Source organism: Streptomyces sp. NBC_00775, assembly GCF_036347135.1.
Taxonomy (GTDB): Bacteria; Actinomycetota; Actinomycetes; order Streptomycetales; family Streptomycetaceae; genus Streptomyces; species Streptomyces lutosisoli.
Genome location: NZ_CP108938.1, coordinates 10,587,907 through 10,602,898, shown reverse-complemented (window position 1 = coordinate 10,602,898; position 14,992 = coordinate 10,587,907). Strand labels below are relative to the sequence as shown.

The window sequence follows — 14,992 nt, the reverse complement described above, 5'->3', positions numbered from 1 at the left end:
TTGAGGCTGGGCTCGGTTCAGCGGATCGGCCCCACGTCGCCCGCCCGCGGCCAGGGAGGCCGGGCTGGATGAGTCCCGTGCCCGGCCGTCCGCACCGCCGATGGTGATGCGCACACTGTGGGACATCGGCACGCTGCACGTGATGGGGCCGCTGGGCCGGCTCTTCGTAGAGCAAAGGGCGGGCGAGCCGGCCACCGGGGAAAGGCTCCTTGAGGGCACGGTCGGCGCGGCGCGCTCTTCGGTGACCATGTCCCTCATCCTCCAACACTGCGCAACCGGGTTTCGGCCCAGAGTGACCAGCCATGCATCGCCCAGATCTAGCCACTTCACACCGACCGGCTCGTCGTGGCTGAACCTTGTCGAGCGGTGCGTTCGAGGGTGGGGGCGCGTGCATGGCGTCGCGGGGCAGACGGGAGTTTGACGGCGTGGAAGACCTGGCGGTCAAAGGACTCGCGCGCACCAGACTGGCCAAGAGTGTCCACGACGCCGGATGGTCGGCGTTCGTGACCATGCTGGAGTACAAGGCGGCCCGGTATGGCCGGACTGTGGTGAAGATCGGCCGGTTCACACAGACCTCCCAGACCTGTTCGGCCTGCGGTATCAAAGACGGACCCAAGCCCCTGAACGTCCGGGAATGGACCTGCACCGCCTGCGGGACCCTCCACGACCGGGACCACAACGCCGCGATCAACGTCAAAACGGCCGCCGGACTGGCGGTTGCAGCCTGCGGAGCGGAGGTCAGACCAGGACTCGTCCCGGCACAGCGCGAAGAAACAGGAAGCCACGGATCCCTGCCCGAACCCCGTGCCGCGTAGCGGCACAGGGTCGGACAAGAAGGCCAGAATCCTCGGGCTTCAGCCCGAGGAACAAGTCACTGGATGTTGATCGTGAAGGTGGTGGTCCTGTTGCGGACGTCCTCCGCGTTGCCGCTCATCCGCAGGTTGCGGAAGGTGGCCTCGCCGACGGCGGGTCCCTGACCGGGTTCGGGCAGCTCGTTGGCCCAGATGCCGAACCCGGACTTCGCGTCGAACGTGTCCCCGCTCTTCTTGGAGTTGGTGATGGAGATGTCGGTGAAGATCGTGTCCTTCACCGGGAACTGCGGCTGGCCGCCGACGTAGTTGGTCTGGAACATCACGCCTCCGTAGGTCGACTCGTCGATGTCGACGTCGTTGACCCGGATGCCCTGGAAGACCTTGGAGGCCGAGAACGCCCAGATGGCCGGGAAGACCTGGGAGCCCCAGAAGTGGCCGCCCGTTCTGTCCAGGGAGACGTTCTCGATCGTCGTCGGATCGGTCCCGAAGCCGTTCATCGGGTAGCCGAAGTCCAGCGAGGAGATCGTGATGCCGGAGTAGACCAGGGTGTCGGCGACCCGGATGTTGCGGAAGGTGTTGTTGTAGCCGCCGTAGACGGCGATACCGGCCGCACGCCAGGTGAGCGTCGACGTCAGGTTCTCGTAGAGGTTGTTCTTCTCGTCGGCGCCGCCCGCGTCGATCGCCGAGAAGAGCGCGAAGCTGTCGTCGCCCGTGGCGCGGGCGTCGTTGTTGACTACGTGGTTGTCGGTGGAGCCGTTCGTCATGTTGATGCCGTCGGCGAACGTGTCCCGGATGCGGGAGTTCTTGATGGTCATGTTGTCGGTGTTGGCGCCCCAGTAGAGGCACACCATGTGCTCGGCCCAGATGTCGTCGATGGTGATGCCCGAGACGTTGGAGAAGTCGAACACCTTGCCCGGACCGTCGATCCGGGACGTGTAGTTGCCGAAGTAGGCGAAGCCGGTGAACGACGAGCCGTTGGCGGTCGCCTCGGCCCGGAAGCCCACGTCGGTGTTCTCCTGCGCGGCGGGAGCGTGGAAGCGGGTGAACCACGACCCGGCTCCGACGACCTTGACCGCCTTGCCGTAGACCTGGAACTTGCTGGAGGTCTCGTAGTCACCGGCGGGCAGGTAGACGCCGACGAGCTTGCCCGTGGTGTCCATGCGGACCGTGTCGAGCGCGTTCTGCACGTCCTGGTGTGAGAAGCCGGCCGGGACCGTGTAGGCGGCCGGGTCCGGGTTCGGGATCGCCGTCGCCTGTTCGGTGTTGATGAAGTCGATGGCGTAGGTGGAGGTGTTGGCCGCGTCCTTCTGGAGGCGGATCTTGGAACCGGCCGGCACGGTCTTGCCGAGCTGCAGGTTCGCCTCGTCGTAGATGTGGCGCGGAGCACCGGAGCCGGGCGAGTTGCCGGGCGCGGTCTCGTTGCCGTAGAGCCAGGCGTACTTCGAGGTGAGGTCGATGGCCTTGAGGAACTGGCCGTCGACGTAGACGTTGAGCGTGGTGTCGGTGCCGTCCGGGATCTCGAAGCGCGTCACCAGGGTGTTGGTCGCCGCGCGGGTGGTCCACTCGACGTACTGGCCGGTCCCGGTGAGGGTCACCGCCTTGCGGCCGCTCGCCTCGCCGGCGATGTCTCCGATGGTCCGGTTCGGGCCGACGACCTTGGCGCCGCCGCCGACGGTGCCGTCCTCGGCCTCGTACATGTCGTACGGCATGTCGGCGCCGCGGCCGACGAACAGGGGTTGTGTGGTGGTGTTGTTGGTCCGTTTGACCGGCAGTTCGTTGGCGTCGTCGGCGATGACGGTCTTGACGGTGTACTTGCCGTTGGCGGCCGTCCACGAGCCGAGGGCGACCGGTGCGGTCGTCTGGCCGGAGGCGATGGTGCCGTTGTAGGAGCCGGTGAGTGTCTTGACGGTGGTGCCGTTGGCGTCCTGGATCGTGAGCGTCACGCCGTGGGTGCCGGAGGCCGAGTCCGTCGTCCCCTGGTTCTTGATGGCTACGGTGAACGTGACGTTGTCGCCCGTAGAGGGGCTGGAGGGCGTCCAGGCGACCGGCGCGGCGACCAGGTCCGAGCTGGAGACGGGCTTGACGACGAGGGCGTCGGCGCGGGTGAAGGAGTTGTTCGCCTCGTTCTGCTCGATGACCTTGTTCGACGGGTCCACCTCGGCGCCGAGCGGGTAACTGCCCGCGTCCCGGGTGCCGATGCTCGCGGTGACCGTCGCCGACTCGCCGGCCGCGAGTGCTGGGACGTCGGCCGTGGCGGCCTTGGTGCCGCCGAGCGTGAAGTTCAGGTCGGTGGCCTTGGACGGCTTGGTGCCGCTGTTGGTGACGGTCGCGGTCAGGCTGATGGCGTCCGACTCGACCGGTGCCGCAGGCGAGTTGGTGATGCCGGTGACCTTCAGGTCCGGGTTGGCGGCCGGGGTGCCGATCACCTGGAGCTCGGCGACCTGGGCGCCGGGGGCGCCGGTGTTGGAGGCGAACTTGAGCTGGATGTCGGCGGCGGCGCCGGAGACCGGGATGGTCACCGTGTTGCCGCTCGACGGGTTGAACGTGTAGTCCTTCGCCGCGGCGAGACTCGTGAACGCGGTCGCGTCCTGGTCGCGGCCGAGCACCTGGATGTTCTGCGTGCGCGTGGACCAGGCGGCGTCGGGGTTGAGCTTGACGACGACCTGGCTGAGGTCGGCGTTGGCACCCAGCTTGGTGGTGAGGGTGGCCGGGTAGGCGCCGCCCCCGCTCTCCCAATAGGTGCTGACCTGACCGTCGTTGGCGTTCGTGGCGACGTAGGTGAAGGTGTACGAGGAGGCCTCTATGGGCTTGCCCTGGGCGAGGTCGGAGCCGGAACCGGAACCGGTCCGGGTGACGCTGTTGCTCGCCACCGACACGTTCCCGGCGGCGTCCTTGGCCTTCACGTAGTAGGTGACCGTGGCCGTCGGCGACGGGGTGTCGGTGTAGGTCGTGACGTCACCCGCCACGGTCTTGACGAGCTGGTCGTTGGCGTAGACGTCGTAGCCGGTCACCTGGACGTTGTCGCTCGACGCCTGCCAGGTGAGCTTCACGTCGCTGCCGGACTGCGTGTAGGCGAGGTTGCCGGGCGCGGTGGGGGCCTGGGTGTCGCCGCTCGTTCCCTTGCGGGTGACGTTGTTGCTGTTGGCGGAGACGTTGCCCGCGGCGTCCTTGGCCCGCACGAAGTAGGTGATGTCGCTGCCGGCCGGCTGGGTGTCGGTGTAGGTCAGGACGTTCCCGGCGACGCTCGACCGCAACTGGCCGTTGGCGTAGATGTCGTAGCCGGTCACGGCCGTGTCGTCGGTGGCCGCACTCCAGGTCAGCTTGATCTGCCCGGTGGCGGGCTCGGTGTAGCTCAGGTTGGTCGGCGCGGTGGGTGCCTGGGTGTCGCCGGTCGCCGGTCCGTAGACCTCCAGCTCGGACGCCTGCCCGGCGGGCCAGCCGGTGTTGGCGGTGAACAGCGCGCGCACGTACCGCGTCGTGGTCGTGTCGAAGGTGATGGTCGTCGACTGGTCGTTGGAACTGTCGAAGGTGTACGCCTTCGAGGCCGTCAGGTCGGTGAAGTTCTGGTTGTCGGTCGAGCCCTGGACCTTGAAGGTCTGGCTGCGGCTCGGCCAGCCGCTGGGCAGCCGCAACGTCACCTGGTTGATCTTGACCGACGAGCCGAGATCGACCTGGAGCCACTGCGGGAAGGCGTTGTTCGTGCTCTCCCAGTAGGTGTTGCGGTTGCCGTCACCGGCGTTGGCCGCGCCGTAGACGTCGGCGTGCCCGCTCTCGCTGAAGGGTTTGCCCTGGGCGAGGTTGGGGGTCGAGGCGGCGGTCGTGAGGACCTGCAGCTCGGCGAGCTGAGCGGTACCGGCGACCGAGTTGGCGCTGAAATCGGCCCGTATGTACCGGGCGAGAGTCGCGGGGATGGAGATCTTCACCGTGTTGTCGTTGCCGGGGCTGAAGACGTACTGCGCCGACGACTTGAGCGTGGCGAAGCTTTTTCCGTCGGCGCTTCCCTGGAGTGCCAGCGTCTGCTTGCGGGTCTGCCAGTGCTCGGGCAGACGCAGTACGACCTGGCGGACGCGCTTGGTCCGCCCGAGGTCGGTCTGCACCCACTGGGCCGACTTCTTTCCGGCCTGCCAGTAGGTGTCGGTGTCGCCGTCGGTGACGTTGGCGGCGGCGTGCGCGCCACGGGTGCTGCCCGCCTTTGTCGCGGCGTCAGCGGCGGCGTTGGGGCCGCCGGCCGCGTGTGCGCCGACGGCGGGCAGGCCCAGGACCATGACGGCGGAGGCGAGCGCGGCGGTCGCTGCGCGCCGCCTTGGGGATCTCTGCTTGTGTCGAGTCATACGGGGTCACTTCCTGCGGAGGCTCGCGCGCCGGTGGGGCGGCGAGGGCGGCTCATTCCTGGCGGAGTGGTGCAGAAAGGTGCAGGACGATCGGTGCGGTGCGAAGCGGGGTGCAGTGCGTTCGGGCGGCAGGAGCCGACCCGACGGAGATGCATGATCTCCATAAGGGAATCAACAGGCAGGATTTTGCGTTGTTTCATCGAAATATTGCAGAGCAGCATAAGTGGGTCTACAGCTAGAGCGGCACAATTTTCACCAGAAGCACCCATGACTCAAGAGTGATGGCGGCTCGTGCGTTACTTACGGGCCAATGACGCGGTCAAGTGGCTGGCACCGAGGCGAGTTCTACGGGCCCGCAGAGTCCGGTCCGCGACTCAGTGGCGGTTGCGGGCTTGCGCTCCGATACTGCAAGTGAACGCAAGATGCGTTAACTTCTTGCGCGATCCTGCGTCCCACAGTGCGTCGACCACCGTCCTCGTGGTGTCCATCGGGTACTCGATGAGCGGGCCCGGGCGACCACAGCTGGTGCCTTCACCGCGCATCCCCGCTCGGGCGTCCGCGCTCGCGCCCGTCGATGAACCGCTCCAGGCAGGCCAGACGGCGATGTTCCCGTTCCCGGCGGATCGCTGGGCTGGACTCGTCCGCGACCGTGACCTGTAACTCGGCAACCCCGGCCCGCAGTTCGTCGATGTTCTCCTCTGCGCGACAGATGCTGAGCGCACCACACGCGCCTTGTTGTCCTCGTCGGAGATGAATCCCGCAGTGCCAACGGAACTCGAGTGTCGTTGTGTACAGAGAGCAATGTTCCCTGCGGGATCGGGCGCGTTCGGCGACGTGCCGGTCGGGTGCGGTGCTGGTTGCGATCCGAAGGGGCCGCGTCCATTCATGGTGACGCGGCACGGAGCGGCAACGAAACCTGGAATATTCCGCCGCATGCACGGTGAGCTGCGAAGACGCCGGATTCTGCACGATTCACGCGCGTGGCTAATGTTCCAGCTTTGCGAGTGATGTACCCATGTGAGCTTCGCACGCTGGATCCTTGTGAGTGCGTTCCCCGATGGCTTCGGCGCCGGCGCTCCGCCCGGCCGTCGACGCGTTCGTCCGACAAATTCGCTACCTGGCGGCCGGAGCGCCGTGATACACAACCGCCGTGCAAAACATCTTGGAGTTCCCCGAGGTCCTGCGGCTGATCGAAGACCGCTCGGCCGCGTTCCGCGCTGCGATCGCGTCCGCCCCCGACCTTGACGTCCAGGTCCCGACCTGCCCGGACTGGACGCTGCGCGAACTGGCGCAGCACCTCGGTGACGGCCGCCGCCGCCAGGCCGCCATCGTCGCGGCAGGCCCGGGCGCTGAACCCCCGGCAAGGACGGACCCGAAGGGCGCCCCGACCGCGCCCCGCGACCACGAAGCCCTGGACGCCTGGCTCGCCGAGTCGACCGAGCTCATGCTCGACGCGATGCGCGAGGCCGGCCCGGACCGCGGCTGCTGGACCTGGTGGGGCCGCTCGCAGGCCCCGGAGACCAGCGGAGCCGTGGCCCGGCACCAGATCCAGGAGATCGCCGTCCACACCTACGACGCCCAGCTCACCCAGGGCGCCGCACAGCCGCTGCCGACGGACGTCGCGGTCGAGGGCGTCGACGAGTTCCTGACGACCGTCTCGGCGACGACCGTCCCCTGGCCGTTCAAGCCGGCAACCATCGACCTGCACACGACCGAGGGCCGCTCCTGGCGCCTGACCCTCAACGCCGACGGCGTCCGCTGCGACGACCTCGCCGCCGACGCGGAGCCGGGCGACATGGCGATGCGAGGCGCAGCAAGCGAACTGGTCCTCTACTTCTACGAGCGCGTCCCGCTCGACGGCCTGGAGACCACCGGCGACACCGAGCCGATGGAGCAGCTCGCAGACTGGGACCCGAACGCGTAAAACGCGCACTCGTGACGCATCTGTCGGCGGTGCGCGCACTCCTGCGGGCGCCACTGGGCCCGGGGTTGCGGACATCGCGCGGCCGCGGGCAGGCTGCGGGCCTGCTGTTCAAGGGCGAAAGGCGCACCTGCGGGCGGCTGCCGCTGCACTGGGGGACACTGCGCGGCGCCGGTGCTGCTGTTCAAGGGCGAAGGGCTCTCGCTCGTCCTGACGCCCGGTCAACGGGCCGACTGCACCCAGTTCGAGGCTGTCATGGAACGGATCCGGGTGCCCCGTCTGGCCACCGGCCGGCCTCGCACGACACCCGACAGCGTCAGCGCCGACAAGGGCTACAGCAACCGTCGCACCCGCGCCTACCTGCGTGGACGCGGGATCCGGCACGTCATCCCGGAGAAAGCCGACCAAGCGGCCGGCCGTCTGCGGCGCGGGAGCACCGGTGGCCGGCCACCCGGCTTCGACAAGGAGCGGTACGCCAAGCGCAACACTGTCGAGCGGGCGATCAACAAGCTGAAACAGTTCCGCGCGGTCGCGACCAGATACGACAAACGCGCCTACGTCTACCTCGGCACCGTCACCGCCGCAGCACTCGTCATCTGGCTCCGCTCATGATCGCCAGGACAGCCCCTAGGGCCGGGAGGGGCACTAGATCAAGGACTCGGATGCCGCCCAGAGACGCGCGGCGTTGTCGCGGTCGAGGGCGTAGGGGGCGACACCGGCGATGGCTCCGGCGCGCTCGGTGACGGGTTTGGCCTCGGCGCAGTCCTCGTAGTAGCGGCCGGTGACGCCGGCCACGGCCGGGGAAGCGGCCGTCAGGACGGAGGTCGCGGCGCCCTGCTGGACGGTCTTGCCCGGCGGCAGGGCGAGTTCGCCCGCGGCCATCATCCCGGCCACCGCCTCCATGTCGGTGTTGCGGGACAGGCCGGTGTCGCCGACGTTGCCCGGCATCACGGCGTTGACGCTGATCCCGTCGTCGGCCCAGCGTTCGGCGGCGGCTACGGCGAAGTGGACGACAGCCGTCTTGGACTGCCCGTAGGAGGTCCACGGGTCGTAGGGGCGATAGCGGTAGTCGAGGTCGTCGAAGACGACCGGGGAGAAGAGGTGCCCGATGGAGCTCACCGCGACGACCCGGGCGCCGTCCGCCGCCGCGAGCGCCGGGTGGAGGCCGGCGGTGAGGGCGAAGTGGCCCAGGTGGTTGACACCGAACTGCCATTCCCGGCCGTCAGGTGTGCGGGCGATCTGGGGTGGCGCCATCACTCCGGCATTGTTGACGAGGATGTCCAGAGGACCGTCCCAGGCCGCCACGAACGCAGCCACCGTCGACCGGTCGGACAGATCGAGCCGGCCAACCGACAACTTTCCCGAGCCGGACGGGAGTTCCGCCTCCAGGCGCGCCGCCACCTGCGCGCCCGCGTCGGTGTTCCGGACGGCCAAGGTGACGTCGGCGCCCGCCGCAGCGAGTGCGCGGACAGTCTCCACTCCGATCCCGGAACTGGCTCCGGTGACCACGGCGCGGCGGCCGTGCAGGTCGACGCCGTCGATCACTTCGGCGGCGGTTGTGGTCGCACTGAACGTGCGGGGAGTCTGAGGTACGGGCATGAACTGGGTCTCCTGATGTGTGAGAAGCCGAGGACCACGTCACGTGTGGTCACTGTCGAACGAGTCCGACACTCGGCAAGGGTTGGCCGCCAGGCCCAGTGGGTGGGAGGGGTTCCTGCGTCGCCGGGCCGTGACGGGTTGGTCAGCCCTGCGCGATCCGGGAGACGTGCTGCCAGTCGGCCCAGGTCTTGAGCCGCTCGGCGTAGAGCGGCTCGATGATCTCGATGGGCTCGGTCCCGAACAGCACGCGCAGCGGCGGGTTCTCCGCGTCGACGATCTGCAGCAGGGCGGCGCCGGCGTTGGCCGGTTCGCTGTAGCGGGCCTCGCCCATACGGGCCGCCATGGCCTCGCGGACCGCGTCGTAGGCGGGGTTCAGCACGGCGTGCGCAGCCGAGGAACCGGCCCAGTCGGTGCTGAAGCCGCCCGGTTCGACGATGGTGACCTTGATCCCCGCGCCGGCGACCTCCTGGGAGAGGGAGTCGCTGAAGCCCTCCAGCGCCCACTTGGATGCCTGGTACGCGCCCAGCGACGGGAAGGCGGCGACGCCGCCGACGGACGAGACCTGCACGATGTGGCCGCTGCCCTGCGCGCGCAGGATCGGCAGCACGGCCTGGGTTACCCAGAACGCGCCGAAGAAGTTCGTCTCCATCTGGTCGCGCACCTGCTGCTCGGTGACCTCTTCGACCATGCCGAACAGTCCGTAGCCGGCGTTGTTGACCACGACATCGAGGCGGCCGAACTTCTCGTGCGCCGCGGCCACCGTGGCGGCAACGGCCGCCTTGTCGGTGACGTCGAGTGCCAGTGGCAGGACCGCGTCGTCGCCGTACTTGGTGACCAGATCCTCCAGCGTCGCCGCGTTCCTCGCGGTCGCGGCGACCTTGTCCCCGCGCTCCAGCGCGGACTCGGCGAAGGCGCGGCCGATGCCGCGGGATGTACCGGTGATGAACCAGACCTTGCTCATTACTTCTCCCTGAGGGATGGCCGCCCGGGGCTGCCCCGGGCACTACCTTCACCGTAGCCCAGAAAGTTTAGACGAGTCCAAAGATAGCCTAATCCAGAAATATATCCGTCTAGAAATCGCACGTAGTATGGGGCTCATGGGAGGAACCACATGAACCTGCGCGAGCGCAAAAAACTGGCGACCTGGCGTGCCATCCAGACCGCCGCGCTGCGACTCTTCGACGAGCAGGGCTACGAGGCCACGACGGTCGAGCAGATCGCGGAGGCGGCGAATGTCTCGCGCGCCACCTTCTTCAACTACTTCGCCGGCAAAGATGCCGCGGTCCTGGACCAGGATCCTGAGGAGCGGCTCGACTGGCAGGCCCTGATGGATGAGCGTCCTGCGGACGAACCGCTCTGGGACTCACTCACCGCCATCCTGACGGGGTTCTGCGAGAGTCTGCGCGACCGCATGCCGCTGCAGCGCCGTCTCAAGGCGCAGTCACCCGCCTTCGCGCAGTCCGCCCAACGCTTCGGCGAGCAGTTCTTCAACGACCTGAGGCGCTGGGCGGAGTCCCGCATCGCCGGCGCCGACGAATTGACTCCCATCCTCCAGCTGAACCTCGCGGTAGCCGCCACGATCACCGCCTACGAGACCTGGCCTGCGGAAGAGTCTTTCAACGGGTATCTGCGACGCCTGGAACGCTGCCTGCGGCAGGCCGGCCCCGGCACGCCCGTCGAGTGACCCGTGGGGGAAAGCTTCTGCCTGTGGCGGAGGCAGGCCGGTGACCGAGTGGGGTTCCCCGCCCTGGGTGAGTACTACTGCCCGGCCGCCCTTGGGTGCGCTCGGTAAGGACTCGCCGCAGCGCGGCGGCCCCGGGTCGCCGCGGACCGGCATCGCCCGGCCGACCCCGGCGCGCCGCGCGCCGTGCAGCGCGGAAGCGAGTTCCGCGAGGTGCGCGGCGGGCTCCGCCTCCAGGCCGAGCGCCGTCAGCACGGTGGGCTGGGCGGACTCCCAGCGGTCCCAGGCCACGAGTTTGGCCCACGGATCGCCCCACCGGTCCCCGCCACGGGCGTACACCTCCCGGCGGCGCAGGGCGCGGTGGAGATGCTCCAGCACAGAGAACGAGTACGCCGCCTTGTCCGCGAGCCCCGGCTCGGCTCCGGGGCGGCGAATACCAGCCGCCGCCACGACCCGGTCACCCGGTCCCGCTCGACCTCGGCGGCCGCGAGCTTCTTGCGGCCGATCAGGTGCGGCAGCTGCTTCAGCGCCTTCACGACCGGGGCGCCGGCCTCGACCGCGCCGAAGTCGACGACGTCGACCAGGAGCCGGATGAACCCGCGCACCGTCGAGTACCGGGTCGCCAGCGCGGCCCGCCACTCCGCGTCCTCGTCGCCCTCCTCGTCCGGGACGACCTCCGCGATGATCGTCAACGCTTCGGCGAGCTTCGCGCGGGGGGCGGCCTTCTCGATCGCCGCCCACGCGTCCACCACCGACACCAGCTCCCCCGTGTCGGCGGCCGGGGCGGTCTCCAGCAGCACCCCGACCGCCTTCGCCACCCGCCCCGCCGCCCGCTTCAGCTTCGCCAACGCCTTGAGCTTCTCCTCCTTGCCGACCCGGTCCGCCCGGGCCAGGAGCCGCGAGGCCATCAGGACGTCGAGGAGGTCCAGGGCGTCGTCCACACTCGCCGACTCCAAATGCCGCACCGTGGCCAGCAGAGTGGCGGTCTTCCGGCTCTCCTCCAGATCCCGCAGCGTCGGCGCCTTCGAGCCCATCCCGTACCGGACCAGCCCCGCCATCCGCGCCGCCGCCACCACCGAGGTCCCCACCAGGTGCGCGCCCAGCCCGCGCACGTCCCTCGCCCGCTCCAGCGCGGCCGTCATCGCCGACCCGGACACCCGCATCGGCGGTGTCCGCAGCCGCTCCAGCTCCGAGACCCGCTTCCCCTCCGAAACCTTCAGCAGGTCCCGCATCGACTGCCGCAGCTCGCCTGGGACGGTCGCTGACATCGCGAGCACGGGCCGCGTCGAGCACGCGGCGGATGGTCTTGGGCGCGACGCCGTACCGCCGGGCGAGCGCCTTGACCGCGGCACCCTTGGCGTACGCGCCGACGATGTCGGCCGCTTGGCCCTCATCCAGCGCGGCCGGCCGCCCCAGCGTCTTGCCCCCGGCCTCCGCGGCGGCGGCGCCTTCCTTCGTGTTCTCCGAGATCATGTCGCGCTGGAACTCCAGGACCCCGGCGAGCATCGTGACGAACAGCTTGGTCTACGGGTCGTCGGCCGCCAGACCGAAGCCGGACCAGGCGCCGGTCGCGATCCGCAGGTGCAGCCCGCGCCGCTGGAGGACCTCCCGGATCTGGATGACGTCCCTGGTCGAACGGAACAGCCGCGCGGCATCCGCGATGCGGATGGTGTCGCCGACCGCCGCCTCGTCCAGCAGCCAGCGGAACCCGAACCGGTTGGAGGCTCACTGACTGCTAAGGCTCTCCGAGGCCCGCCCGGCGGGCGCACAGCATGGCGGCGGTGCGGTCCGGAGTCTGCAGTTTGGCGAGGATGTTCGAGACGTGGTTGGCGACCGTCTTGGGCGTGAGGGCCAGGTGCCGGGCGATACGGCTGTTGGGCCAGCCGTTGGCCAGCAGGGCAAGGACCTCCCGTTCTCGCTCGGTGAGTTGCGGGAAGGGGACCGTGGCCGGCTGCAGGTGGCTGAAGGTGCCCAGGACGCGGCGGGCGACGTCGGGTCCGAAGACCGCGTCGCCGCGCGCGACGGCGCCGATGGTGCGCACCACGTCCTCCTGCTGAGCGCCCTTGAGGAGATAGCCGTGAGCGCCGGCGCGCAGGGCGGAGAAGACGAACTCGTCCTCGCCGTACATCGTCAGCATCACCACGGCGACGTCCGGGTGCGCGGCGGTGATCCGACGGGTGGCCTCCACACCGCCGATGCCGGGCATCTCGACGTCCATCAGCACCACGTCGGGCCCGAGCGTGCCGACGAGCGCGACGGCCTCCTCGCCGGACGCGGCCTCGCCGATGACGTCGATGCCCTCCACCGAGTCGAGAAGGGCTGACAGTCCGTCGAGGACGATCCGGTGGTCGTCGACGATGACCACCCGCACGGGCCGGTCGGGCTCGCTCATGGGGTGCTCCTGGTGAGGGTCGGGCCGGGACCGTTCCCGGACGTGTCGTGCGGAGCCGGACTGCCGGCCAGGGCGAGGGGCAGCTCGACCGCGACCCGGCCGCCGTCCGGCGTGGGGCCCGCGAGCCAGCTGCCGCCGAGCGCGGTGGCCCGCTCCCGCATCGAGGACAGGCCGATCCCGGGAGGCCAGGCAGCACCGCCCGCGCCGTCGTCGCGTATCTCGATGGCCAGCAGGCCGTCGCAGGCGATCGTCACCGTGCAGCGGGAGGCGCCCGAGTGGCGGGTGACGTTGGTGACGGCCTCGGTCACGATGCGGTAGGCGGCGATCTCCACGGCCGCGGGAAGCGCCGGGAGCGCGGTGGGAGCGGCGAGCGTCACGGGGACCGCGCACTGGCGCACCTGCTCGCGCAGCGCGGCGAGCAGCCCCATCTCGTCGAGGATCGGCGGGCGTAGCGCGTAGACGAGCCGGCGCAGGTCGGCGAGTGCGGCGGTCAGGTCGCCGCGGACGTCACCGAGGAGGCCGCGGGCGCGTGGCAGGTCCCGCTCGGCGAGGTTGCGGGCGGCGTCGACCTTGTTCGCGGCCGCGGTGAGCACCGGGCCGAGGCCGTCGTGCAGGTCACGGCGCAGCCGGCGCCGCTCCTCCTCCGCCGCGGCGACGATCCGCTCCCGGGAGAGCATCAGCGCCTCGGTGAGCAGTACGTTGCTGGCGGCCACGGCGATCTGCCGGGCGATGTCCTCCATCAGCCGCGCCTCCCGGGGGTCGAGGCTGTTCTGCCCGGCGCGCAGCCCGGCCACCAACTCGCCGATGGCGACGCCCTGGTGGACCAGCGGGAAGCGGGCGCCGGCCCCGTCGGGCGCGAGGGCGCCGTGGGCGATGCGCCGGATCGTGCCGTCCTCGATGCGTATCTCCACGGCGGTCCAGGGCAGTTGCAGCGTCGCGGCGACCGACTCGAGGAGGCTCGGCAGCAGTTGCTGGATGCTCCCGACCGCTTCCAGCCGGGAGGCGATGCGGCCGATCACGGTGTATGGCTCGTCGCGCTCGCCGTACAGGAAGCGGTTGACGATCCGCTGCACACGCCCCCGGGCCGGAGCGAGCGCGAAGGCGGCTCCAAGCGCGGCGACGGCCGTCCACGGCCCGCCGACCGAGGCGCCCAGCAGCGCCAGGACGCCGACACCGGCCGCGTAGACCCCGGCGACGAAAGCGGTGAGCAGGGTGTACACGAGGGTGCGATTGAGGACGACGTCGATGTCGTAGACCTGGTGGGCGAGCACGACGGCGGCGACGACGACGAGCTCGATCAGCGCGCCCACGGTGGCGATCAGCTCACCGGCGGGCAGGGCGACCACGAACGGCGTCACCAGGATCCCGACGACGTTCGTCACCGCCAGCCAGCGCAGTACCTGCCGCTCCTCGCCCCGGGCGCGCAGCCATCGGACGACCATCACGACCGATCCGAGGAGCATCCCACCGGCGAACAGCGCGACCGGCTGCCAGCTGGGCAGCAGGCCGAAGTCCAGCGGGTTGTGCAGGTGGCGGTACGGGGCCCTGATGTCGCCCGCGGTGAAGGGGGACATCAGCCCGTAGAGCCAACCGCCCGCGCACAGAGCGATGCTGGCGAGGGCCAGCCACCTGGTCCGCCCGCGCGGCAGTCTGCCGTAGGGGAAGGTGGCCCACACCACGACCATCAGGGGGTTCTCCAGCGGCTCCCCCCACAGGGCGGCCACGGCCGCGGCGGTGGCGCCCGGCAGGTGGTGGCCGCCGCCGACCGTGAACACCAGCCAGCCGAGACCCGCGACCGCCAGCCCGTGGCCGATCGCGGCGGCCAGCGCCAGCCAGCCGAAGATGACGTCGGGGCACCGGGAGGCCAGCAGCCAGCCCGCGGCGGCGAACGCCAGCGTCAGGAGGAACTGGCCCCAGGTGTGCGAGCCGGTGGCGCTGTCGCCGTTCGGCGTCGGGGTGTGGCGGTTGAGGACGGCCAGGACCCCGCCGAGTACGGCCAGCGCCACCGCCAACAACGCCACGGTGTGCGCGATCCGCCGACGAGCCGGCCGCCCCGCTGCGGAGGAGCCGTCGCCGGCTGGGCGGTTCACGCCTCACATTGTGCCCGCGAGTCGTTCCCGCGGGGGCCGGGAGGAAATCCCGGCCCGACCGGGAACCCGCACTCATGCCGGCGGGACCCGGGTGCCCGCACGATTCCCCTGCCGTCGTGGCCCGTTCGCCGGGGCCCGTTCGCTCAAGGATCCACGGAAGAAGGGG

At 70.0% G+C, this 14,992-nt stretch carries 10 protein-coding genes and 1 pseudogene; 4 read left to right on the top strand and 7 right to left on the bottom strand.

The annotated features are described in order from the left end of the window. Positions 1 to 425: 425 nt before the first annotated feature. A pseudogene (locus tag OIC96_RS47360) lies at positions 426 to 815 on the top strand (RNA-guided endonuclease InsQ/TnpB family protein); the annotation flags it as partial. 56 nt (positions 816 to 871) lie between these two features. On the opposite strand, the gene OIC96_RS47355 reads toward OIC96_RS47360, so the two are convergent. Then, entirely contained in the window at positions 872 to 5,143 is a 4,272-nt protein-coding gene (locus tag OIC96_RS47355; RefSeq protein ID WP_330301878.1) for a discoidin domain-containing protein, read from the bottom strand. A gap of 1,150 nt (positions 5,144 to 6,293) precedes the next feature. Here OIC96_RS47355 and OIC96_RS47350 point away from each other — a divergent pair. Together OIC96_RS47350 and OIC96_RS47345 are read left to right on the top strand one after the other, a co-directional pair. Beyond that, positions 6,294 to 7,067, top strand: a complete 774-nt coding sequence (locus OIC96_RS47350) for a maleylpyruvate isomerase N-terminal domain-containing protein (RefSeq protein WP_330301879.1) — start codon at positions 6,294 to 6,296, stop codon at positions 7,065 to 7,067. 171 nt (positions 7,068 to 7,238) lie between these two features. Then, positions 7,239 to 7,676 (top strand): IS5 family transposase, encoded by a 438-nt coding sequence (locus OIC96_RS47345; protein ID WP_330301880.1) that lies wholly within the window; start codon positions 7,239 to 7,241, stop codon positions 7,674 to 7,676. A gap of 33 nt (positions 7,677 to 7,709) precedes the next feature. Here the strand turns inward: OIC96_RS47345 and OIC96_RS47340 are convergent, their stop codons facing one another. Continuing rightward, positions 7,710 to 8,663 (bottom strand): SDR family NAD(P)-dependent oxidoreductase, encoded by a 954-nt coding sequence (locus OIC96_RS47340; protein ID WP_330301881.1) that lies wholly within the window; start codon positions 8,661 to 8,663, stop codon positions 7,710 to 7,712. A gap of 142 nt (positions 8,664 to 8,805) precedes the next feature. After that, on the bottom strand, positions 8,806 to 9,624 hold the full coding sequence (locus tag OIC96_RS47335) for an SDR family oxidoreductase (RefSeq protein WP_330301882.1): 819 nt from the start codon (positions 9,622 to 9,624) through the stop codon (positions 8,806 to 8,808). A 150-nt stretch (positions 9,625 to 9,774) separates the two neighbouring features. On the opposite strand from OIC96_RS47335, the gene OIC96_RS47330 reads away from it, so the two are divergent. Next, the gene (locus OIC96_RS47330) at positions 9,775 to 10,347 is read left to right on the top strand and encodes a TetR/AcrR family transcriptional regulator (protein ID WP_330301883.1); all 573 of its coding nucleotides are present in this window, start codon (positions 9,775 to 9,777) and stop codon (positions 10,345 to 10,347) included. A 245-nt stretch (positions 10,348 to 10,592) separates the two neighbouring features. Here OIC96_RS47330 and OIC96_RS47325 read toward each other — a convergent pair whose 3' ends face one another. The 4 genes from OIC96_RS47325 to OIC96_RS47315 all read right to left on the bottom strand — a co-directional run bounded on the left by OIC96_RS47325 (position 10,593) and on the right by OIC96_RS47315 (position 14,826). Next, positions 10,593 to 11,612, bottom strand: coding sequence for a hypothetical protein (locus tag OIC96_RS47325; RefSeq protein ID WP_330301884.1), 1,020 nt, complete (start codon positions 11,610 to 11,612; stop codon positions 10,593 to 10,595). A gap of 256 nt (positions 11,613 to 11,868) precedes the next feature. Beyond that, the gene (locus OIC96_RS50040; protein ID WP_443058599.1) at positions 11,869 to 12,006 is read right to left on the bottom strand and encodes a hypothetical protein; all 138 of its coding nucleotides are present in this window, start codon (positions 12,004 to 12,006) and stop codon (positions 11,869 to 11,871) included. Between the two features lie 73 nt (positions 12,007 to 12,079). Continuing rightward, positions 12,080 to 12,736 (bottom strand): response regulator transcription factor, encoded by a 657-nt coding sequence (locus OIC96_RS47320; protein ID WP_330301885.1) that lies wholly within the window; start codon positions 12,734 to 12,736, stop codon positions 12,080 to 12,082. Further along, positions 12,733 to 14,826 (bottom strand): sensor histidine kinase, encoded by a 2,094-nt coding sequence (locus OIC96_RS47315; RefSeq protein WP_330301886.1) that lies wholly within the window; start codon positions 14,824 to 14,826, stop codon positions 12,733 to 12,735. The genes OIC96_RS47320 and OIC96_RS47315 overlap by 4 nt, the downstream gene beginning before the upstream one ends. Positions 14,827 to 14,992 lie beyond the last annotated feature (166 nt).